This is a genomic window from Streptomyces sp. NPDC002867 (genome assembly GCF_053591895.1).
The window spans coordinates 164,532-185,613 of the sequence record NZ_JBSFUR010000006.1 but is presented as its reverse complement, the minus strand read 5'-3'; the positions used below and the strand labels follow the sequence as shown (position 1 = coordinate 185,613).

The window sequence follows — 21,082 nt, the reverse complement described above, 5'->3', positions numbered from 1 at the left end:
TTCGAGTGTGGCATGCGGGGCAGGCGCCCACCGGCCCGGGGCCCGACTCGGGCTTGGGCCGCGTGACGAAAGCAACGAATCGGAATCAGCTCTTCCGTACTGCGGGGTACTGGGTTTCAATTCCGAGGTTCGTAACCCGAGCGACAACAAAACTTAAGGATCCGTGCATGACGTCGCAGACGACCCTCACAAAGGAAGGCGGCGAGTCCCTCACTCCGGGGCAGCCGCCTTCCTCCGACGGTCTCAGGGCCGGTCTCAAGAACCGCCACCTGTCCATGATCGCCATTGGTGGCGTCATCGGAGCCGGCCTGTTCGTCGGCTCCGCTTCCGGTATCGCGGCCGCGGGGCCCGCCATCCTCGTGTCCTACGCGCTCGTCGGCCTGCTGGTCGTCTTCGTGATGCGGATGCTGGGCGAGATGGCCGCCGCCAGCCCGAACTCCGGGTCCTTCTCGGCGTACGCGGACCGCGCGCTCGGCCGCTGGGCCGGGTTCTCGATCGGCTGGCTGTACTGGTTCTTCTGGGTGGTGGTCCTCGCCGTGGAGGCCACCGCGGGCGCCGTGATCCTGGAGAGCTGGATACCGGCCGTTCCCCAGTGGGCCTGGGCGCTGATCGTCATGGTCGTGCTGACCGCTACCAACCTGGCCTCGGTGGCCTCCTACGGCGAGTTCGAGTTCTGGTTCGCCGGCATCAAGGTCGTCGCCATCGGCGCCTTCGTCGTCATCGGCCTGCTGGCCGTCTTCGGCGTGCTGCCGGGCTCCGACAACCCGGGCGCGGGCTTCGCGCACCTGACCGACGCCGGCGGCTTCCTGCCCAACGGCGCGGGCGCCATCCTCACCGGTGTGCTGATGGTGGTCTTCTCCTTCATGGGCAGCGAGATCGTCACGCTGGCCGCCGGCGAGTCGGAGGACCCCCGGCGTGCGGTCACCAAGGCCACCAACAGCGTGATCTGGCGGATCGCGGTCTTCTACCTGGGCTCGATCTTCGTCGTCCTGACGCTGCTGCCGTGGAACGACAAGTCCATCACGGAGAAGGGCTCGTACGTCGCCGCGCTGGACTCGATCGGCATCCCGGCCGCGGGCCAGATCATGAACGTCATCGTCCTGACGGCCGTGCTCTCCTGTCTCAACTCGGGCCTGTACACCGCCTCCCGCATGGCCTTCTCGCTGGGCGAGCGCGGTGACGCGCCGAAGGCCTTCGCCAAGGTCAACGCGAAGGGCGTGCCGACCGCCGCGATCCTCGGTTCCGTCGTCTTCGGATTCGTCGCCGTCTTCTTCAACTACATGTGGAAGGACACGGTCTTCCTCTTCCTGCTCAACTCCTCGGGCGCCGTGGCCCTGTTCGTCTGGCTGGTCATCTGCTTCACGCAGCTGCGCATGCGCGGGATCCTGCTGCGCGAGGCGCCCGAGAAGGTGACGGTGAGGATGTGGCTCTTCCCGTACCTGACCTGGGCGACCGCCGCGATGATCGTGTTCGTGCTGGGCTACATGCTCTACGACGACGCCAACCGTGAGGTCGCGCTCCTGTCGGTGCTCGTCGCCGCGATCGTCGTGTCCATCGGCGTGGTGCTCGACGTCGTGCGTAAGCGCAAGGCGGCCGCCGCTCCCGTCTCCGGCTGACACGCCACAACGCCGCAGCCCCGGCGCGATGGGGGCACTCCCCCATGACTTCGCCGGGGGGACCCCCACCCCGGTCGCCAGGCCGTAGGGGGAGGGCCGGGGCTGCGGCGTTCGTGCGGGCGGACTCAGTCCCGGCGGCCGATCAGCTTCCAGGCGGTGGGCAGCGCGCCCATCGCGAGGGCCGCCTTCAGCGCGTCACCGATCAGGAACGGGACCAGGCCCGCGGCGACCGCCTCGCCGAGGGACATGCCGGTGGCCAGCGCCAGGTACGGGACGCCGACCGCGTAGATGATCGCGGAGCCGGCCGCCATCGCGCCCGCCGTGCGCAGCACGGTCCGGTCCGCGCCGCGGCGCGCCAGGCCGCCCACGACGGTCGCGGCCAGCAGCATGCCGAGGATGTAGCCGAAGGACGGCATCGCGTAGCCGGAGGCGCCCTGCGCGAACCACGGCATGCCGGCCGCGCCGGCCACCGCGTAGAGGCCGAGGGCGAGGAAGCCGCGGCGGGCGCCGAGTGCCGTGCCGACGAGCAGGGCGGCGAAGGTCTGGCCGGAGACCGGGACCGGGGAGCCGGGGACCGGGACGGAGATCTGGGCCGCCACGCCGGTGAGGGCGGCGCCGCCGGCGACGAGGGCGATGTCGCGGACACGGGACGCCGGCAGCAGGTCGGCCAGTACGGCTCCGGGTCGGACGGGGGCGACGGCAGTGCTCATCGGGGCTCCACGGGGAGAGGGCAGCGGGGGACACGGTGACGGTAGCCCAGGGCAATCGCCGTCATCACCAGCAGCCGCCCACAAAGCGGTGGTTGATCCATTGATGGAGACTGGACAAAGGGCCGGCGCCATGCATGTCGCCGAGTGATGCTCGTCACTGAGGTCGGGGGCACATGGCCCGTTTTACGTCCCGGGCCGGTGCTCGGGGAGACTGTAGGGTCCCCATAACTCGCACAGAGTGAGACGAGAGCACTGCCCGCCATGCACGACGCGCCGCCCACGCCCCTGACCGCCGAGGCCGAACCTCTCGAACACGGGCTCAAGCAGCGTCATCTCACGATGCTGGGGCTGGGCGGGGTGATCGGCGCGGGGCTCTTCGTGGGCTCGGGCGCGGGTGTCGCCGTCGCCGGACCCGGCATCGTCCTGTCGTATCTGATCGCGGGCGCGCTCGCGACGCTGGTGATGCGGATGCTCGGCGAGATGTCCTCCGCGATGCCGGCCTCCGGCTCCTTCTCGGTGCACGCGGAGCGGGCGCTCGGCCGCTGGGCCGGCTTCAGCGTGGGCTGGCTGTACTGGTTCCTGCTCGTGGTCGTGCTGGCCGCCGAGGCGACGGCCGCCGCCTCCATCGCGCACGGCTGGGTGCCCGCCGTGCCCCAGTGGGGCTGGGTGCTCGTCTTCATGCTGGTGTTCACCGCCGCCAACCTCGCGGCGGTGAAGAACTTCGGCGAGTTCGAGTTCTGGTTCGCCGCGCTCAAGGTCGGCGCGCTCGCGCTGTTCCTGCTGCTCGGCACGCTCGCCGTCTTCGGCCTCCTGCCGGACACGGAGCCGGTCGGCCTGACCCGTCTCACGGGCGACGGCGGCTTCCTGCCGAACGGCTGGTCCGGCGTCGTCTCGGGCGTGCTGGCCGTCGTGTTCGCCTTCGGCGGTCTGGAGGTCGTCACCATCGCGGCGGCGGAGACGGACGACCCGGCCCGCGCGGTGGGGCGCGCCGTGCGCAGCGCCGTGGTGCGCATCCTCTTCTTCTACGTCGGCTCGATGCTCGTCATCGTGACCGTGCTGCCGTGGACCGCGCAGGAGGCGGGGGTCAGCCCGTACGTCACGGTGCTGGACTCGATCGGCGTGCCGAGCGCCGGGAGGATCATGGAGATCGTCGTCTTCGTCGCGCTGCTGTCCGCGCTCAACGCCAACCTGTACGGCGCCTCCGCATGGTCTTCTCGCTCGCCGAACGCGGCGAGGCGCCCAGGGGGCTGCTGAAGGTGACGGGCTCAGGAGTGCCGCGCCGGGCCGTGCTGGCGTCGGTGGCGTTCGGCTTCGCGTCCGTGCTGCTCAACCTCGAGTGGCCCGATTCCGTGTTCCTCTACATGCTCAACGCGGTCGGCGCGGTGCTGCTGTTCGCCTGGGGCCTGATCGCCGTCTCCCAGCTGCGGCTGCGCCGCCGCATCGAGGCGGAGGCGCCGGAGCGGCTGATCCTGCGGATGTGGGCGTTCCCCTGGCTCACCTGGGCCGCGCTGGCGGCGATGGCCGCGGTCCTGGTGCTGATGCTGAACGACGACGCGGCCCGTCCCCAGGTGCTGTGGTCGGGCGGGACGACCGCCGCCGTGCTGCTCGTGGCGGCCGTCCGCGAAGTGCGTTCGCGGCGGGGATGACCCTCGGACACGCTGTGCACAGACGTGGACTTTCCGTGAACATCGTGACCGTATAGCGGACAAGCGTTCCCTGTGAGAGGGCGCGCACCCAGACTGTCGGCTGCTCCCCCGTCTCAGCTCATGAACAGGGCCGCCCATGTCCCGGACCTCCGCGCCCGCGCCCGTCGACCAGCAGGCCGACGTCTCCCTCACGCACGGGCTCAAACAACGCCATCTGTCGATGATCGCCCTCGGCGGCGTCATCGGCGCCGGGCTGTTCGTCGGCTCGGGTGCCGGCATCGCCGCGGCCGGCCCGTCCATCGTCATCGCCTACGCGCTCTCCGGCCTGCTCGTCATGCTGGTGATGCGCATGCTCGGCGAGATGTCGGCGGCCAACCCGGCCTCCGGCTCCTTCTCCGTGCACGCCGAGCGCGCCATCGGCCCCTGGGCCGGCTTCACCGCGGGCTGGGCGTTCTGGTTCCTGCTCTGCGTGGCGGTGGGCCTGGAGGCGATCGGCGCGGCCAAGATCATGACGGGGTGGCTGCCGGGCACCCCGGAGTGGGCCTGGGTCGCCCTGTTCATGCTGGTGTTCTGCGGCACGAACCTGGCCGCCGTGAAGAACTTCGGCGAGTTCGAGTTCTGGTTCGCCGCGCTCAAGGTCGGCGCGATCGTCCTGTTCCTCGGCATCGGCGTGCTCGCCATCGCCGGTGTCCTGCCCGGCACCGAGGCGCCCGGCGCGGGCAACCTCACCGGTGACGGCGGCTTCATGCCGAACGGCTCCGAGGGGCTCGTCGTCGGTCTGCTCGCCTCCGTCTTCGCCTACGGCGGCCTGGAGACGGTGACCATCGCCGCCGCCGAGTCCGAGCACCCCGTGCAGGGTGTCGCCAAGGCCGTGCGCACGGCGATGTGGCGCATCGCGCTCTTCTACATCGGGTCGATGGCGGTCATCGTCACGCTCGTGCCGTGGAACGACCCGAAGGTCGTCGAGGTCGGCCCGTACGTCGCGGCCCTGAACCACCTCGGCATCCCCGCGGCCGGGCAGATCATGAACGTGGTCGTGCTGGTCGCGCTGCTCTCGGCGATGAACGCCAACATCTACGGCGCCTCCCGCATGGCCTGCTCGCTGGTGGCGCGCGGCGAGGGCCCGAAGGCGCTCGGCCGGCTCTTCGGCGGCGTGCCGCGCGTCGCGGTGCTCGTCTCCTCGGTCTTCGGCTTCCTGTGCGTGCTGCTGAGCTACTGGCGGCCGGACGACGTGTTCATGTGGCTGCTGAACACCATCGGCGCGATCATCCTCGTCGTCTGGATCTTCATCGCCGTCTCCCAGCTGATCCTGCGCCGCCGCACCGAGCGCGAGGCGCCCGAGAAGCTGGTCGTGAAGATGTGGCTGTTCCCGGTGCTGACCTGGATCGCCCTGCTGGGCATGGTGGCGGTCTTCGTGCTGATGCTGCGCCAGGAGGAGACCCGGCTCCAGCTGCTCGGGACCGGCATCCTGACACTGGTGCTCGCCGCGGCCGGCTTCACGCTCCAGAAGGTGCGCGCGTCGCGTGCCGCGACCGCCGGTGCCGGCGTCGCGGCGCCCGGGACCGAGAGCGCCGAGGACCGGGCCGCCGAGGTCAGCACGGCAGATTGAGGCTGATCAGCGCGGCCCGCTCGGCGTCCGGCGCGAGGCGCAGTTCGCTGATCGCCGCGTTCCGCAGGTGCGGGAAGACCCTGCGGTAGTCGGCGAGCGGGATGCCGAGCAGCTCGCAGAGCACCAGCCGCAGCAGGGTGTTGTGAGCGACCACCAGCACCCGCTCCCCCTCGTGCGCGCCGGCGATCCGGCGCAGCGCTTGGGACCCCCGGGCCGCCGCGGCCCGGGGGTCCTCCGCGTCCGGGAACGGGTGGGCCACCGGATCGGCGCGGAAGGCGTCCGCGCCGGCCGGGTCCGCGGCCGCGAACTCGGCGAGCGTGCGGCCCTCGACCGCGCCGAAGTCGCATTCGCGCAGGGCGTGTTCGGTCCGCGGTACGAGGCCGAGGGCCCGGCACGCCGGCTCCGCCGTCTCGATCGCCCGGGAGACGGTGGAGGTCCAGACCGCGTCGACGGGGTGCACCTTCGCCCAGGAGCCGAGCGCCTCCGCCTGGCGGCGGCCCTCGTGGGTCAGGGCGACGTCGCTGACGCCCGCGTAGCGGTTCTCCTCGTGCCAGACGGTCTGCCCGTGGCGGGCGAGCAGCAGGGTGGCGGTCATCGGGTCTCCTCCGTACGGGCGCGTGCGTGCGCGGCGACCGGCTCCGGGAGCCAGCCGCGCCGCTCCAGTTCGCCCACCATCGTCAGGTACGGCTCGGTGAAGCGCTCGCCGCGGCGCGGCCGTACCGTCCCGCGCAGGCGCACCATGCGCGCGGCGGCCCCGCTCAGGGTGGCCGCGCCGCCCGCTCCGTACGCCGCAAGCACGGCCATGCCGAGGGCCGGCTCCGCGGCGCGCGGGATGCGGACCTCGCGGCCGAGGATGTCCGCGCGCAGCTGGTTCCAGTGGTCGCTGCGCACCGCGCCACCGGTGAAGGTGAGCGGTCCGTGCAGCGGGGCGCCGAGATGGTCGAGGTAGTCCAGGCACAGCCGCTCGGCCAGGCCCACGCCCTGCAGGAGTGCGGCCCAGTGGTCGGCGTCGGAGGCCGGGGTGCCGAGGAGGAAGGCGGTGGCGTCGGGGGCGAGGAAGGGGAAGCGCTCGCCGCGGGACGCCAGGGGGTACGCGATCGCCCCGGCCGGGTCGTAGCGCTGCGCCCGGCGGTCGAGGGCACCCGGGTCCGCGCCCGGGAACGCGGCGCGCAGGGCCCCGCCGCCGACGCCGGAGGCGCCGCCCGGAAGCCAGCTGCCGTCCGCCGACAGGTGGTTGTAGACGACCCCGGCGGGGTCGTGGAGCGGTTCGGCGGCGACCCCCTTGAGGACGAGGGTGGTGCCGAGCACCGAGTTCCAGGAGCCGATGGTCAGCGAGCCGGAGGCGATCTGCGCGGCGCAGCCGTCGGTCATGCCGGCCACGATCAGGGTGCCTTCGGGGATGCCGGTCTCCTCCTGCGCCGCCCGGCACACCTGGCCGAGGCCGCTGCCCGGCAGCACCACGTCGGGCAATACCCCGTCCGGAAGGCGCTGTTCGCCGAAGGCGCCGCTCTCGGGGTCGTAACCGGTCTTGAGCGCGTGGCTGGAGTCCGTGGGCAGCGGGCGCCCGGCCAGCCGGGCGACGATCAGATCGGCCTGGTGCATCACGCGCGCGCCGCCCCCGCAGCCGTACTCCTTCAGCAGCCACAGCGCCCGGCCGGGGCCGCGTCCCGGCGCGCGGCCGTCGTCGTACATCAGCGCCGGCGTCAGCGGGACCCCCGCCGCGTCGGCGAGCAGCACGGTCCCGGACGTGGAGCAGACGGCCAGCGCGCGGGGGCCCGGCCGGCCGCGCAGCGCCTGGCGGACGGCGGCGCACACGGCGGTCCACCAGTCCTCGGGCGACTGCTCGTGGCGCACGCCGTCGCGTCTGCCGGTCAGCGGGGCCGAGCCGCTGCCGATGACGTCGCCGTCGTCGGTGGCGAGCACCGCGCGGGCGCCCTGTGTGCCGAGATCGATTCCCATCCACATACCGGCTCCTTCTGTGAACTTCTCACTGTGCACCGAGAATTTCCCTCGCGCGAGGGATTGACGCCCAACTGGCCCTGTTCCAAGCTCTGTTAACCAGTCGGCTGAACGTGTGAGAACCGTGGCCCCCCGCGGGGCCGGGGGCGAGCCCCCAAGGACACAGCGGAGGTCGGGATGGACATGCGCGGATACGACCGGCGGAGGTTCCTCGCCCTCACGGCGGCGGCGTCCGCGTCCCCGCTGCTCACCGCCTGCGGCTCGGGCTTCGGCGACGGCGCGCAGGAGGGCGGCGGCTCGGCGGCCGACGACGTCACCGGCTCCTTCGACTGGAAGCGGGCCGACGGGAAGACGGTCAAGGCGCTGCTGAACAAGCACCCGTACACGGACGCGCTGATCGCGGACCTGAAGTCGTTCACCGAGAAGACCGGCATCAAGGTCGAGTACGACGTCTTCCCCGAGGACAACTACTTCGACAAGCTCACCGTCGACCTGTCCAGCGGCCGTGCCTCGTACGACGTGTTCATGCTCGGCGCCTACATGGTGTGGCAGTACGGCCCGCCGGGCTGGCTGGAGGACCTCGGCCCCTGGATGCGCAACGCGGCCGCCACCGGCGCCGAATGGGACCAGGCCGACTTCTTCCCCAACCTGCTCCAGGCCGACCAGTGGTCGCTGAAGCCCGGGGCCCCGCTCGGCCAGGGCGGGCAGTACGCGCTGCCGTGGGGCTGGGAGACGAACGTCGTCGCCTACAACACCGAGGTGTTCGACAAGCTCGGCCTGAAACCCGCCGAGTCCTTCGACGAACTGCGCGAACTGGCCGGGACCATCAAGCGCAAGGCGCCGGGCGCCGGCTTCGACGGGATGTACGGGGTCGCGGTGCGAGGCTCGCGCAGCTGGGCCACCATCCACCCGGGCTTCATGACGATGTACGCCCGCAACGGTCTCAAGGACTTCACCGTCGAGGGCGGCACGGTGAAGCCCGCGATGAACTCGCCCGAGGCGATCGCCTTCACCCGCGACTGGGCCGACATGGTGAAGAAGGGCGGCCCGCCGTCCTGGACCTCGTACACCTGGTACCAGTGCTCCAGCGACCTCGGGGCGAAGAAGGCGGGGATGCTCTTCGACGCCGACACGGCCGCGTACTTCCAGGCGGTCGAGGGCGCGTCGCCCGCCTCCGGGAAGATCGCCTTCCACCCCGGCCCCAAGGGCCCCGGCGGCTCACTGGCCACCAACATGTGGATCTGGTCGCTCGGGATGAACGCCAAGTCGAAGAACAAGCTGCCCGCCTGGCTGTTCCTCCAGTGGGCCACCGGCAAGGAGCACCTGCTCAAGAGCGCGGTGCGGTACAACCACATCGACCCGGTGCGGCAGTCGGTCAGCCAGGACGCCGCGTACAAGGACAAGATGAAGGCGATCCCCGGCTTCATCGACACCTTCGAGGCCGTCGTCGACCAGACGAAGATCCAGTTCACCCCGCAGGAGCAGTTCTTCGACGCCACGACGAGCTGGGCGGCGGCCCTCCAGGAGATCTACGGCGGCAGGAACGCCTCGTCCGTCCTGAACGGCCTCGCGGGCGACCTGGCCTCCAAGGTGGGCTGAGGGTGTCCTCGCAGACGGAGACCGACCACGGGGCGGCCTCACGCGAGGAGGTGGAGCGAGCGGCGCGCGGCGTGCCCGCCTGGCGCCGCTCGCTGCGTCCCTATCTGCTGATCGTGCCCGCCCTGCTGCTGACCGGCGGCATCCTCTACCCCTTCGGACTGGGCCTGTACTACACGCTGTTCGACTTCGCCGCGAGCAAGCCCGTGCCCGATGTGGTGGGCCTGGAGAACTACCGGCGGATCTTCACCCAGCCCGCGTTCTGGGACTCGGCGCGGGTCACCCTGCTGTACGCGGTGGGGGCCGCGGCCGTCGAGACCGTGCTCGGGGTCGGCGTCGCCCTGCTGCTGCACCGCTCCACCCTGGTGGGCCGGGTCCTGGAGAAGATCCTCATCCTGCCGCTGATGATCGCGCCCGTGATCGCGGCGATCATGTGGAAGCTGATGCTCCAGCCGTCCGTGGGCGTCGTCAACCACCTGCTGAAGCCGTTCGGGCTCGGCGGCGTGCAGTGGACGGACACGCCCACCGGCGCGCTGCTCACCTCGATCGCCGTGGACGCCTGGGTGTACACGCCGTTCGTGGCGATCCTGGCCCTGGCGGGACTGCGCTCGCTGCCGGGTTCGCCGTTCGAGGCGGCCGCCGTGGACGGGGCGAACTGGTGGTTCACCTTCCGCAAGCTGACCCTGCCGATGCTGTGGCCGTACGTCCTGGTCGCGGTGATCTTCCGGTTCATGGACTCGCTGAAGGTCTTCGACATCATCTACGCGCTCACCGAGGGCGGACCGGGCGACTCGACCGTGGTGCTGCAGATCCGCGCCTACCTGGAGGCCATCCGCTTCCAGCGCTACTCGTTCGGCATCAGCTACACGATCGTGCTGTGGGCCGTGGTCTACCTGGCCGCCATGGTGCTCGTGCGCTATCTCGGCCGTATCAACAACCGCGCCGCGGAGGTGCCCCGATGACCGCCGGCCCGGGGACCACCGGCCCGGGGACCGTGAAACGCCGGGTGATCGCCGTCGCGGCGGACGGCGCGCTGGTCCTCTACTTCCTCTTCGCGCTGTTCCCGGTCGCCTGGATGATGATCCTGTCGCTGAAGCCGGCCGAGCAGCTGTTCAGCACGTACTTCTCCTTCACGCCGACGCTCGACTCGTACCGCACGGTGCTGGGCGCGGGCGACGACCAGGGCGTGCCCTTCGTACGGTTCTTCCTCAACAGCCTGGTCGTGTCGCTGGGCGCGGTCCTGCTGTCGCTGGCGATCGGACTGCCCGCCGCCTACGCCGCCGCCCGCTGGCGCTTCAAGGGCTCCGAGAACCTGATGTTCACGCTGCTGTCGTTCCGCTTCGCCCCCGAACTCACCGTGATCATCCCGCTGTTCGTGCTCTACCAGCAGCTCGGGCTCTTCGACACGTACCTCGGCATGGTGTGGGTGCTCCAGCTCGTCACGCTGCCGCTGATCGTGTGGATCATGCGCTCGTACTTCTCCGACCTGTCGCCGGAGCTGGAGCAGGCGGCGCTGCTGGACGGCTACACCCGCAAGCAGGCGTTCTTCACGGTGGCGCTGCCGCTGGTGAAGCCCGGCGTCGCGGCCGTGTCGCTGCTCGCGTTCATCTTCGCCTGGAACAACTTCGTCTTCCCGCTCATCCTCACCTCCTCCGACGCGCAGACCGTGACGGTGGGCGCGCTGTCGTTCCTCGGCGGCGACCGGCCCAAGTACAACCTGACCGCGGCCGCGGCCCTCGTCTCCGTCGTCCCGCCTCTGCTACTGGCCCTGACGATCCAGCGGTACCTGGTGCGCGGCCTGTCCTTCGGGGCGGTGAAGTCATGACGGCCGCCATCGCGCTGAGGGGCGTCACCAAGACGTTCGGGCGGACGACCGCGCTCGACGGGATCGAACTGGAGGTGGCCGAGGGCGAGTTCTTCTGTCTGCTCGGGCCGTCCGGGGCGGGCAAGACGACCACCCTCAAGACGATCGCGGGCCTGGAGGAGCCCACCGCGGGCACGGTCGAACTCGACGGCGAGGACATGACGGGAGTGGAGCCGTACGACCGGGGCGTCGCCATGTGTTTCGAGTCGTACGCCCTCTATCCACACCGCTCGGCATATGACAATCTCGCCTCCCCGCTCCGCTCGCCGCGCCACCGCCTCCCCGCACACAAGGCGCGCGAGCGGATCGGTGAGATCGCCGGCCTGCTCGGCATCGGGGCCCTGCTGGAGCGGCCCGTGGGCGAACTGTCCAACGGGCAGCGCCAGCGGGTGGCGCTCGGGCGGGTGCTGGTGCGGCCGGCGCGGGCGTTCCTGCTCGACGAGCCGCTGTCCCACCTGGACGCCAAGCTGCGCCAGGCGATGCGCGCCGAGCTCAAGGCCATCGGCGCGGTCCGCCGCACGACCACGCTGTACGTCACGCACGACTCGGTGGAGGCGCTCGCGCTGGGCGACCGGATCGGGGTGATCCGGGACGGGCGGATCGTGCAGACGGGCACCCGCGAGGAGCTGTGGCACCGGCCGTACGACACGTTCGTGGCACGGTCGTTCGGGCGGCCGCGGATCAACCTGCTGCCGGGGACCGCGGGCGAGGACGGCACGTTCCGGCTGCTGGAGGGGGACTGCGAGCGGGCTCCCCGGGTGGCCGCCGCGCCCGGCGCCCCGGTGCAGCTGGGCGTGCGGCCGCGTGACCTCACCCTCGGCGGAAGCGCCGGCTGCGTGCTGACCGGGACTGTCTACGTCACCGAGACACTGGGCCGGTCCGTCGAGGTGACCGTCCGCGTCGGCAACCGGCACGTCTCGCTCGTCGTGCCGCGCGCCGAGGCCGCCTCCCTGCGTCCCGACGATCCTGTCCGGCTGACCGCCCGGCCTGAGACCCTGCTGCTGTTCGAGGCCGACGGGCCGCAGGGACCAGGACGAAGGATCGAAGGAAACACCTCATGAGCACCCCAGCGCAGCGCGGCCCCGCACTCCGCCAGGCGGCGATAGCCGAGTACGTCCTCGCCCAGGGCGAAGGGACGGCGGCCGAGCTCGCCGAGCGGTTCGACGTCAGTCTGATGACCATCCACCGCGACCTCGACGAGCTGGAGAGGCAGGGCATCGTGCGCAAGTTCCGCGGCGGGGTGACCGCCCAGCCCTCGGGGGTGTTCGAGTCGAACGTCGCCTACCGGCTCAAGACCATGCGCCGTGAGAAGGCGGCCGTCGCGGCCCACGCGCTGACCCTGATCGAACCGGGCATGGCCGTCATGCTCGACGACTCCACCTCCACACTGGAGATCGCCCGCCGGCTCTCACCGATCACCCCGCTGACGGTCGTCACCAACTTCCTCGAGGCCCTGACCCTGCTGTCGTCCGAGCGGGGCATCCACCTGATGGCGCTCGGCGGCGACTACGACCCGCTGCACTCCTCGTTCCTGGGCGTGTCGTGCGTGGAGGCCGTCCAGTCGCTCCAGGTCGACATCTGCTTCACCTCCACGTCGGCGGCCTCCGGGGGCTTCGCCTACCACCAGGAGCAGCACATCGTGTCCGTGAAGCGGGCGATGCTCGACTCGGCGGCCCGCAACGTCCTGCTGCTCGACCACTCCAAGCTGGGGCGGGTGGCCCTGCACCGCCTCGCTCCGCTCTCCCGTTTCGACCTGGTGCTCGTCGACGACGGGGCGCCGGCCGAGGCCCTGCGCGAACTGGACGAGCACAAGGTCCCCTACCAGGTCTGCGAGGCCGCCAGTGACTGAACGGGAGGTGGGCGGGTGACCGAACTGGCCCTGCGCGAGCTGCGCAAGACGTACGCCGCCCGGGGACGGCCGGCCGTGGAGGCGGTACGCGGGATCGATCTGCGGCTGGAGTCCGGCGAGCTGCTCGGGCTGCTCGGCCCGTCCGGCTGCGGGAAGTCCACGACACTGCGGATGATCGCGGGGCTGGAGCAGGTGACGGGCGGCGACATCCTCGTCGACGGCACCTCCGTGGTGGGCCTGCCCGCCCAGCGCCGCAACATCGGTGTCGCCTTCGAGAACTACGCGCTCTACCCCCCGCTCACGGTCGCCGAGAACCTGGCCTTCGGACTGGCGGCCCGGCGCAGCGCCGGCCGGGCCGAGATCGCGCGGCGGGTCGCGGAGATGGCCGAGCGCATCGGGATCTCCGGGCTGCTCGACGCCCGTCCCGCCGGGCTCTCCAGCGGCCAGAAGCAGCGGGTCGCGCTCGCCCGGGCCCTCATCCGCGAGCCGGACGTCCTTCTGCTGGACGAGCCCCTGTCCCACCTGGACGCCGCCCAGCGCGACACGACGCGCCGTGAGCTCAAGCGGATCCAGCGGGATCTGGGGCACACCACGATCCTGGTCACACACGACCAGGAGGAGGCGCTGTCGTTGGCAGACCGGATCGCGGTGATGAAGGACGGGGTGATCCAGCAGCTCGGCACCCCGCACGAGATCTACGACGCGCCCACGAACCTCTTCGTCGCCGACTTCGTGGGCGAGCCCGCGATGAACCTGCTCCCGGGCACCGTCGAGGACGGCGGCCTGCTGCGGTTGTCCCCCACCGTGCGCGTGCCGCTGCCCCGGCCGCTCCCGGCGGGCCGCCGGGTGGTGCTCGGCGTGCGGCCGGAGGACCTGAGGCTGACGGACGTCGGCGTACGGGCCACCGTCAGCGCCCATGAACCGCTCCTGGAGGCGGGGATCGCCACGCTCGCCCTGGAGGGCGTGGACCGCCCGCTGGTCGTGCAGACCGCACCCGATGTGCGCCCGGAACGCGGCGCGACCGTCCACGTCGCCGCCGCCGCCGAGCTCACCCATGTCTTCGACGCCGATACGGGAGACGCCCTGCGATGAAGATCCTGGCCGCCGGTGACCTGTTCGTACGCAACGCCCTCATCGCGGCGGCGCTGCGCCACGACCTCGAGGGCCATCCCTTCGAACTGACCGAACTGGCCCTGCCCTGGCCGCTGGAGCCGTTCGGCAAGGTGGGCGAGGTCGACGAGGCGAGCGACGCCGAGGACGCCCTGATCGAGGCGCTCGACGGCGTCGAGGTCTGCGTGACCCAGATGGCGCCGTTCACCGAGCGGGTGCTCGCCGCGGCGCCCGCCCTGCGTCTGATCGCCGTCTGCCGCGGCGGGCCGGTGAACGTGAACGCCGAGGCCGCGCGCGCCCGCGGGGTGCGCGTCTGCTTCGCACCGGGCCGCAACGCGGCGGCCACGGCCGAGTTCACGATCGGGCTGATGATCTCCGCGCTGCGCCGCATCCCCGAGGCGCACGACTCCCTCGCCCGCGAGGGCCGCTGGGACGCCTCGTACTACACGTACGAGCGGTGCGGACCCGAGCTGGAGGACGCCCCGGTCGGTCTCGTCGGCTACGGCGCGGTGGGCAGCCGCGTCGCCCGGGTGCTGTGCGCGTTCGGCGCCGAGGTGGAGGTGTACGACCCGTACGTGCGCGGCGACGTGCACGGGATGCGCGCCTCGTCGCTGGACGCGCTGCTCACCCGCTCGCGCGTGGTGACGCTGCACGCCCGGCTCACGCCCGAGACCCGGCACCTGATCGGCGCCCGGGAACTGGCGCTGATGCCGCAGGGCTCGGTCCTGGTGAACGCGGCCCGCGGCGGCCTCCTCGACACGGAGGCGCTGTGCGACGCGCTGGACAGCGGCCATATCGCCGCGGCCGCGCTGGACACCTACGAACAGGAGCCGCCCGCGCCGGGATCACGGCTGCTCACCACCCCGAACCTGGTGCTCACCCCGCATCTGGGCGGAGCGAGCCGGGCCGTGGCGCACAAGGCGGCGGCGATCGCGGCGGCGGAGGTGGCGCGCCACCTCCGCGGCGAACCGCTCGCTCACGCACTGACCTGACACCTGAGCCGAGGAGGCTGCGGCAATGGCGATGTTCATCGGCATCGATGTGGGCACGTCCGTGGTGAAGGCCGCTGCCTTCGACGCGAGCGGGGCGGCGCTGGCCGTCGAGTCCCGCCCCGTGGCCCTGGACATCCGCGGCGGCCATGTCGAACAGGACATGGACGAGGTGTACGACGCGGTCGTCGACGTCCTCGGCGCGCTGAGAGCCGGGGGCGAGGAGGTCGCCCTGGTCGGGCTCACCGGGCAGGGCGACGGCGTGTGGCTGGTCGACGAGAGCGGCCGGCCCGTGCGGCCCGCCATCTCCTGGATGGACGGCCGGGCCCACGAGCTGGTCGGCGAATGGCTGGCCTCGGGCGTCTTCGAGTCGGTGTTCCGGCGCACCGGCAGCGCCATGTTCCCCGGCTGCCCCGGCCCGGTGCTGGCCTGGCTGGAGCAGCACGAGCCGCACTCGCTGGACGCCGCGGCCACCGCCCTGTACTGCAAGGACATGGTCTTCCAGCGGCTGACCGGGCTGCGGGCGACCGACGTGTCGGACGCGTCGATGCCCTTCCTCGACCCGCACACCCGCAGCTACGCGCCGGACGTCGTCGACGCGCTCGGGCTGTCGCACCGCAGCGGCCTGCTCCCGCCGGTCGCCGACCCCCTCGCCACCGGCACCCTGCCCTCCGGGACCCCCATCGCCAACGGCCCCTACGACCTCCCGGCGTGCGCCCTCGGGGCGGGCGTCACCACGCCCGGCGACGGTCTGCTGATCGTCGGCACCTGTCTGGCGTCGCTCGTCGCCACCCGCGACGTCGACCTCGCCGGCGAGCCCGCCGGCCTGTACATCTCGACCGACCGGCCCGGCGACTTCCTGCGCGCCATGCCGGCGATGGTGGGCACGGCCGCCCTCGACTGGGTGCTCGCCACCACCGGCGTGCGCCACACCGAGGTGGACGCCCTGCTGGCTGCCACTCCGCCCGGCGCGCACGGGGTGCACGTCCTGCCCTACTTCGCGCCCTCCGGTGAACGCGCGCCCTTCGTCGAGCCCCGGCTGCGCGCCGAACTGTCCGGTGTCAGCCTGGAGTCGTCGAAGGCCGATCTGATCCGGGCCACCTGCGAGGGGATCGCCTTCGCCGCCCGTCACTGTCTGGACGCCGCCGGACTGACCGGCACTCTCGCGATCTGCGGCGGCGGCACCCGTTCCCCCGCCTGGACGCGCCTGTTCGCGGACGCCCTCGGACGCGAACTGCGCATCGTGGAGGGTGAGGTGGGCGCCAGGGGCGCGGTCCTGGCATCGGCGGCACGGCACGGCGTGGAGCTGGACGTAGCGTCCTGGACGGCCCCGACGTCCGTGGTCGCGCCCGACCCGGAACGGGCCGCGTACTACGCCAAGGCGTACGAGGATCACCTGGACCGGCTGGCGGCGGCCCGCGCCCGTGCCCGCAGGACCTGACCGGCCATCAGGGGGACACCTCGCCGCCGCCCCGCCGCAACCTCGTGTGACCAGCGTGTGCACAGCGCCCCCCACTCGTGCCCGAGCAGTTCTCACAGGGAGATCCGTATGTCCGCAACTCCAGGACGCCGTTCGGTACTGTTCGCCGCCGGGGCGGCCGCCGCCACCGCGTTCGCCGCCACGCCCGCCGCTGCGACGCAGACGGGGAAGCGGCCGAAGGGCCCGCTCGTCATCGGCCACCGCGGCTCCGCGGGCTGGCGGCCCGAGCACACCGCCGCCTCGTACACCGCGGCCGTCCGGGCCGGAGCCGACTGGATCGAGCCCGACCTCGTGCCGACCAGGGACCATGTGCTCGTCGTGCGGCACGAGAACGAGATATCGGGGACGACGGACGTCGCACAGCACCCCGAGTTCGCGGACCGCCGCACCACGAAGACCGTCGACGGGCGCGCGGTGACCGGCTGGTTCACCGAGGACTTCACGCTCGCCGAGCTCAAGACGCTGCGGGCGGTCGAGCGGCTGCCGCTGGTGCGCAACCACAACACCGTCTTCGACGGCCGGGAGACCGTCATGACGTTCCAGGAGGTCGTCGACCTCGCCCGCGCCCTGTCCAAGGAGCACGGCCGCACCATCGCCGTGTTCCCGGAGACCAAGCACCCGAGCTACTTCCGCTCCGTCGGGCTGCCGCTGGAGGAGGAGCTGGTGCGCCTGGTGCGGCGCAACCGGCTGGACGGGCGCGAGTGCGTCGTCCAGTCCTTCGAACCGTCCAGCCTGCTGCGCGTCGCCGAGGCGGAGCTGCGCGTCCCGCTGTGGCAGGCGCTCGGCACCCGGGGCGGCCCGTTCGGGCACGACAAGACCTACGCGCAGATGATGACGCCCGAGGGGCTGCGCGAGATCGCCGGATACGCCGACTGGATCGGCCCGGACAAGTCGTCCGTCGTCGCGCCGTCGACGCTGCTGGCGGACGCGCACGCGGCCGGGCTGCGCGTCGGCGCGTACACGTTCCGCGCGGAGAACCAGTTCCTGCCCGCGCACCTGCGGCGGGGGACGGACCCGAACGGCTTCGGCGACGCGTTCGCCGAGTACGCCCTGCACTACGGGCTCGGCGTCGACGCCGTCGTCACCGACTTCCCGGACCTCGCGGTCGCCGCGCGCGAGGAGTTCACCGCCGGGTCCCAGGACCAGGGCTGATCACGGCCCGGCCCTCACCGGACAGGCGGAAGGAGGACGGCCCCGTGGGGGTCCTCCCGGGCGAAGCTCTGGGGGAACGATGCGGCGGGGACCGTCCTCCGGTGTCCGGTCTCAGTCGAAGATCGGCCCCTGCGTGCGGGTGCGCTTGATCTCGTAGAAGCCCGGGATCGACGCCACCAGCAGCGTGCCGTCCCACAGCTTCGCCGCCTCCTCGCCCTTGGGGGCGGGGGTGACGACCGGGCCGAAGAAGGCGATCTGCTCGCCGTCGGCGCCCGGGACCGCGATGACCGGCGTGCCGACCTCCTGGCCGACCTTGCTGATCCCCTCGTCGTGGGAGGCGCGCAGCTCGGCGTCGTACGTGTCCTTGTCGGCGTACTCGGCGAGCGAGACGGGCAGGCCGACGTCCTCCAACGCCTCGCGGATCGCCGCCTGGGTCGGCCCCTCGCCCTTGTTGTGGAAGCGGGTGCCGAGCGCGGTGTACAGCTTGCCGAGCACCTCCTCGCCGTGCTCCTGCGCGGCGGCGACAACGACCCGCACCGGGCCCCAAGCCTTGGTCGCGAGCATCTCCCGGTACTCCTCCGGGAGCTCGTCCAGCTTGTTCTCGTTCAGCACGGCGAGGCTCATCACGTGCCAGCGGACCTCGACGTCGCGGACCTTCTCGACCTCCAGCATCCAGCGGGAGGTCATCCATGCCCAGGGGCACAGGGGATCGAACCAGAAGTCGACTGGCGTCTTGCCGTTGTCGGACATGTCACTCCTCGTGAAGGTGCGGCGCCCTGCCTGCTAGGGGCAACGCGACCCGCCCGCGAGGGATTCCCCCGTACCGGCTGCCAGGAGCACATGGGAGGATCGCTCCTGTTCGAACGAGACACGAAGGAGTGCCCGTGCCCGGTGAGAATCTGTCCCGCGACGAGGCCCGCATCCGGGCCGAGCTGCTGACCGTCGACGGGTACGAAGTCGCCCTCGACGTACGGTCCGCGGTCGGGGACGCCGAGGAGGCGGCCGGGCCGCGCACGTTCCGCTCGGTGACGACGATCCGCTTCCGTGCCGCCGAGCCGGGTGCGCCGACCTTCGTGGACCTGATCGCCCCGTCCGTGAGCGGCATCACACTCAACGGCCGGGAGCTCGACCCCGCCGCCGCCTTCGACGGCTCCCGGATCGCGCTCGACTCGGTGGCCGCCGAGAACGTGCTCGTCGTGGACGCGCAGTGCGCCTACAGCCGCACCGGCGAGGGCCTGCACCGCTTCGTCGACCCGGAGGACGGCGAGGTCTACCTCTACACGCAGTACGAGCCGGCCGACGCGCGCCGCGTCTTCGCGAACTTCGAACAGCCCGACCTCAAGGCGCCGTTCCGTTTCGCGGTGACCGCGCCCGAGGGCTGGACCGTGTGGAGCAACGGGGAGGGCGCCCGCGCCGAGGACGGAGTGTGGCACTTCGCCGAGACGCGGCCGATCTCGACGTACATCACGGCGGTCGTCGCCGGCCCGTACCACTACGAGACGGATGTGTACGAGCGGGAGCTCCCCGGGGGCACCTCCCGGGCCGAAGGCTCCGGGGCAGGCACGGTGCTGCGGATCCCGCTGGGCGCGATGTGCCGCAAGGCCCTGGCCAGGCACTTCGACGCCGACGCCATCTTCCTCGTCACCAAGCAGGGCCTCGACTTCTTCCACGACCACTTCGACTACCCGTACCCGTTCGGGAAGTACGACCAGGCGTTCGTGCCCGAGTACAACCTGGGCGCCATGGAGAACCCCGGCTGTGTGACCTTCCGCGAGGAGTTCGTCTTCCGGGGCAAGGTGACGCAGGCGTCGTACGAGCGCCGGGCGAACGTGATCCTGCACGAGATGGCGCACATGTGGTTCGGCGACCTGGTCACCATGCGCTGGTGGGACGACCTGTGGCTCAAGGAGTCGTTCGCCGACTTCATGGGCTCGTTCTCCATGGTGGAGGCGACCCGCTTCACCAACGGCTGGGTCACCTTCGCCAACAACCGCAAGGCGTGGGCCTACCGCGCGGACCAGCTGCCGTCGACCCACCCGATCACGGCCGACATCCGTGACCTGGAGGACGCCAAGCTCAACTTCGACGGCATCACGTACGCCAAGGGCGCCTCGGTGCTCAAGCAGCTGGTGGCGTACGTGGGCCGGGAGGCGTTCCTGGAGGGGGCGCGGCGCTACTTCAAGCGCCACGCGTACGGGAACACCCGCCTCGACGACCTGCTGTCCGTGCTGGAGGAGACCTCCGGACGGGACATGAAGGAGTGGTCGCGCTCCTGGCTGGAGACGTCCGGCGTCGACTCGCTGACGCCGGAGGTCCTGTACGGCGAGGACGGCCGGATCACCGAGCTCGCGATCGCCCAGGACGGCGACACGCTCCGGCCCCACCGGGTGGTGGTCGGGCTGTACCGGATCGAGGACGGGAAGCTCGTGCGGTACGCGAGCGCCGGCGTGGACGTCGTCGGGGCGCGCACGGTGGTGTCCGAACTGGCGGGCACGGAGCGGGCAGAGCTGGTCCTCGTCAACGACGAGGACCTGACGTACTGCAAGGTCCGCTTCGACGAGGACTCGCTGGCGACGCTGCGGGCGCACCTGGGCGACATCGAGGACCCCCTGGCCCGGGCGCTCGCCTGGTCGGCGCTGTGGAACATGACGCGTGACGCGCTGATGCCGGCGCGGGACTTCGTGGACCTGGTGCTGCGGTTCGCCGGGCGGGAGTCGGACATCGGCGTCCTGCAGATGCTGCACGCGTGGACCCGTGCGGCGCTGGTGCACTACGCGGCCCCCGCGTGGCGCGAGGAGGGCTCCCGGCTGCTGGCCGAGGGCGCGCTGGGTGAGCTGCGGCGCGCGGAGCCGGGCACGGAGCACCAGCTGACGTGGGCGCGGTTCTTCGCGTCGGTGGCGGCGCGGGACGAGGACTTCCGGCTGCTGTCCGGTCTGCTGGACGGTACGGAGAAGATCGACGGCCTGGACGTGGACCAGGAGCTGCGCTGGGCGTTCCTGGGGCCGCTGGCCGCGCACGGCCGGGCGGACGAGTCCGTGATCGCGGCGGAGCTGGCGCGCGACGACACGGCGTCGGGCAAGCGGCACGAGGTGCGCTGCCTGGCGGCGCGGCCGTCCGCTGCGGTGAAGGCCCAGGCGTGGGCCGCGGTGGTGGAGTCGGACAAGCTGTCCAACGCGCTGGTGGAGGCGACGATCGCGGGCTTCGCCCAGCCCTCGCAGCGTGACCTGGTGGCGCCGTACGCCCCGAAGTACTTCGAGGCGATCGAGCGGGTCTGGTCGGAGCGGTCGATCCAGATCGCGATGGACGTGGTGCGGGGCCTGTACCCGTCGCTCCAGGACTCGCCGGGCACGCTGGCGGCGACGGACGAGTGGCTCGCCGCGCACGAGTCGACGGCGCCGGCGCTGCGCCGACTGGTCCTCGAGGCCCGCGACGACCTGGCGAGGGCACTGCGCGCGCAGGAGCGGGACGGGTCGTAGGGGACGGGGGGCGCTGCGCGTTCCCC

16 protein-coding genes and 1 pseudogene are annotated in these 21,082 nt (G+C 71.8%); 13 read left to right on the top strand and 4 right to left on the bottom strand.

The annotated features are described in order from the left end of the window. The first annotated feature begins 167 nt into the window (after nt 1-167). Nucleotides 168-1,616 carry an amino acid permease gene (locus ACWD0A_RS08270; protein ID WP_451295825.1) on the top strand — a complete coding sequence of 483 codons (1,449 nt, stop codon included), beginning with the start codon at nt 168-170 and terminating at the stop codon, nt 1,614-1,616. 125 nt (nt 1,617-1,741) lie between these two features. On the opposite strand, the gene ACWD0A_RS08265 is transcribed toward ACWD0A_RS08270, so the two are convergent. Next, entirely contained in the window at nt 1,742-2,326 is a 585-nt protein-coding gene (locus ACWD0A_RS08265; protein ID WP_451295823.1) for a biotin transporter BioY, read from the bottom strand. A gap of 261 nt (nt 2,327-2,587) precedes the next feature. On the opposite strand from ACWD0A_RS08265, the pseudogene ACWD0A_RS08260 reads away from it, so the two are divergent. Both ACWD0A_RS08260 and ACWD0A_RS08255 read left to right on the top strand, forming a co-directional pair. Further along, nucleotides 2,588-3,972: pseudogene (locus ACWD0A_RS08260) on the top strand (amino acid permease). Nucleotides 3,973-4,108: 136 nt separating this feature from the next. Then, a complete protein-coding gene (locus tag ACWD0A_RS08255) occupies nt 4,109-5,581 on the top strand; it encodes an amino acid permease (protein ID WP_451295821.1) in 1,473 nt (490 codons plus the stop codon). Here ACWD0A_RS08255 and ACWD0A_RS08250 read toward each other — a convergent pair. Next, nucleotides 5,565-6,176, bottom strand: coding sequence for a histidine phosphatase family protein (locus ACWD0A_RS08250; protein WP_451295819.1), 612 nt, complete (start codon nt 6,174-6,176; stop codon nt 5,565-5,567). The genes ACWD0A_RS08255 and ACWD0A_RS08250 overlap by 17 nt on opposite strands. Beyond that, on the bottom strand, nt 6,173-7,546 hold the full coding sequence (locus ACWD0A_RS08245; RefSeq protein ID WP_451295817.1) for an FGGY-family carbohydrate kinase: 1,374 nt from the start codon (nt 7,544-7,546) through the stop codon (nt 6,173-6,175). Before ACWD0A_RS08245 ends, ACWD0A_RS08250 begins: the two co-directional genes overlap by 4 nt. Nucleotides 7,547-7,717: 171 nt before the next feature. Here ACWD0A_RS08245 and ACWD0A_RS08240 point away from each other — a divergent pair, with 171 nt between their 5' ends. The 9 genes from ACWD0A_RS08240 to ACWD0A_RS08200 all read left to right on the top strand — a co-directional run bounded on the left by ACWD0A_RS08240 (nt 7,718) and on the right by ACWD0A_RS08200 (nt 17,580). Beyond that, nucleotides 7,718-9,139, top strand: a complete 1,422-nt coding sequence (locus tag ACWD0A_RS08240; RefSeq protein ID WP_451295815.1) for an ABC transporter substrate-binding protein — start codon at nt 7,718-7,720, stop codon at nt 9,137-9,139. A gap of 2 nt (nt 9,140-9,141) precedes the next feature. Further along, complete coding sequence (locus tag ACWD0A_RS08235) at nt 9,142-10,098, top strand: carbohydrate ABC transporter permease (RefSeq protein WP_451295813.1); 957 nt, start codon at nt 9,142-9,144, stop codon at nt 10,096-10,098. After that, the gene (locus ACWD0A_RS08230; RefSeq protein ID WP_451295811.1) at nt 10,095-10,961 is read left to right on the top strand and encodes a carbohydrate ABC transporter permease; all 867 of its coding nucleotides are present in this window, start codon (nt 10,095-10,097) and stop codon (nt 10,959-10,961) included. The genes ACWD0A_RS08235 and ACWD0A_RS08230 overlap by 4 nt, the downstream gene beginning before the upstream one ends. After that, nucleotides 10,958-12,061, top strand: a complete 1,104-nt coding sequence (locus tag ACWD0A_RS08225) for an ABC transporter ATP-binding protein (RefSeq protein WP_451295809.1) — start codon at nt 10,958-10,960, stop codon at nt 12,059-12,061. Before ACWD0A_RS08230 ends, ACWD0A_RS08225 begins: the two co-directional genes overlap by 4 nt. Next, complete coding sequence (locus ACWD0A_RS08220) at nt 12,058-12,849, top strand: DeoR/GlpR family DNA-binding transcription regulator (protein WP_451295807.1); 792 nt, start codon at nt 12,058-12,060, stop codon at nt 12,847-12,849. Before ACWD0A_RS08225 ends, ACWD0A_RS08220 begins: the two co-directional genes overlap by 4 nt. A 15-nt stretch (nt 12,850-12,864) precedes the next feature. Then, the gene (locus ACWD0A_RS08215; RefSeq protein ID WP_451295805.1) at nt 12,865-13,941 is read left to right on the top strand and encodes an ABC transporter ATP-binding protein; all 1,077 of its coding nucleotides are present in this window, start codon (nt 12,865-12,867) and stop codon (nt 13,939-13,941) included. Beyond that, nucleotides 13,938-14,951: a 2-hydroxyacid dehydrogenase gene (locus ACWD0A_RS08210; RefSeq protein WP_451295803.1), complete on the top strand. Its 1,014-nt coding sequence runs from the start codon at nt 13,938-13,940 to the stop codon at nt 14,949-14,951. Before ACWD0A_RS08215 ends, ACWD0A_RS08210 begins: the two co-directional genes overlap by 4 nt. 31 nt (nt 14,952-14,982) lie before the next feature. After that, complete coding sequence (locus tag ACWD0A_RS08205; protein WP_451295957.1) at nt 14,983-16,389, top strand: FGGY family carbohydrate kinase; 1,407 nt, start codon at nt 14,983-14,985, stop codon at nt 16,387-16,389. A 108-nt stretch (nt 16,390-16,497) separates the two neighbouring features. After that, complete coding sequence (locus tag ACWD0A_RS08200) at nt 16,498-17,580, top strand: glycerophosphodiester phosphodiesterase family protein (protein ID WP_451295801.1); 1,083 nt, start codon at nt 16,498-16,500, stop codon at nt 17,578-17,580. A gap of 111 nt (nt 17,581-17,691) precedes the next feature. On the opposite strand, the gene ACWD0A_RS08195 is transcribed toward ACWD0A_RS08200, so the two are convergent. Then, nucleotides 17,692-18,330 carry a mycothiol-dependent nitroreductase Rv2466c family protein gene (locus tag ACWD0A_RS08195; protein WP_451295799.1) on the bottom strand — a complete coding sequence of 213 codons (639 nt, stop codon included), beginning with the start codon at nt 18,328-18,330 and terminating at the stop codon, nt 17,692-17,694. A 134-nt stretch (nt 18,331-18,464) separates the two neighbouring features. Between ACWD0A_RS08195 and pepN the strand changes: the two genes are divergently transcribed. Further along, the gene (gene pepN / locus ACWD0A_RS08190; protein ID WP_451295797.1) at nt 18,465-21,056 is read left to right on the top strand and encodes an aminopeptidase N; all 2,592 of its coding nucleotides are present in this window, start codon (nt 18,465-18,467) and stop codon (nt 21,054-21,056) included. Nucleotides 21,057-21,082 lie beyond the last annotated feature (26 nt).

What these genes read in the sequence shown, in the direction of transcription:
- ACWD0A_RS08270 (WP_451295825.1), top strand. Translation starts at nt 168, where the DNA reads ATGACGTCGCAGACGACCCTCACAAAGGAAGGCGGCGAGTCCCTCACT.
- ACWD0A_RS08265 (WP_451295823.1), bottom strand. Translation starts at nt 2,326, where the DNA reads ATGAGCACTGCCGTCGCCCCCGTCCGACCCGGAGCCGTACTGGCCGAC.
- ACWD0A_RS08255 (WP_451295821.1), top strand. Translation starts at nt 4,109, where the DNA reads ATGTCCCGGACCTCCGCGCCCGCGCCCGTCGACCAGCAGGCCGACGTC.
- ACWD0A_RS08250 (WP_451295819.1), bottom strand. Translation starts at nt 6,176, where the DNA reads ATGACCGCCACCCTGCTGCTCGCCCGCCACGGGCAGACCGTCTGGCAC.
- ACWD0A_RS08245 (WP_451295817.1), bottom strand. Translation starts at nt 7,546, where the DNA reads ATGTGGATGGGAATCGATCTCGGCACACAGGGCGCCCGCGCGGTGCTC.
- ACWD0A_RS08240 (WP_451295815.1), top strand. Translation starts at nt 7,718, where the DNA reads ATGGACATGCGCGGATACGACCGGCGGAGGTTCCTCGCCCTCACGGCG.
- ACWD0A_RS08230 (WP_451295811.1), top strand. Translation starts at nt 10,095, where the DNA reads ATGACCGCCGGCCCGGGGACCACCGGCCCGGGGACCGTGAAACGCCGG.
- ACWD0A_RS08225 (WP_451295809.1), top strand. Translation starts at nt 10,958, where the DNA reads ATGACGGCCGCCATCGCGCTGAGGGGCGTCACCAAGACGTTCGGGCGG.
- ACWD0A_RS08220 (WP_451295807.1), top strand. Translation starts at nt 12,058, where the DNA reads ATGAGCACCCCAGCGCAGCGCGGCCCCGCACTCCGCCAGGCGGCGATA.
- ACWD0A_RS08210 (WP_451295803.1), top strand. Translation starts at nt 13,938, where the DNA reads ATGAAGATCCTGGCCGCCGGTGACCTGTTCGTACGCAACGCCCTCATC.
- ACWD0A_RS08205 (WP_451295957.1), top strand. Translation starts at nt 14,983, where the DNA reads ATGTTCATCGGCATCGATGTGGGCACGTCCGTGGTGAAGGCCGCTGCC.
- ACWD0A_RS08200 (WP_451295801.1), top strand. Translation starts at nt 16,498, where the DNA reads ATGTCCGCAACTCCAGGACGCCGTTCGGTACTGTTCGCCGCCGGGGCG.
- ACWD0A_RS08195 (WP_451295799.1), bottom strand. Translation starts at nt 18,330, where the DNA reads ATGTCCGACAACGGCAAGACGCCAGTCGACTTCTGGTTCGATCCCCTG.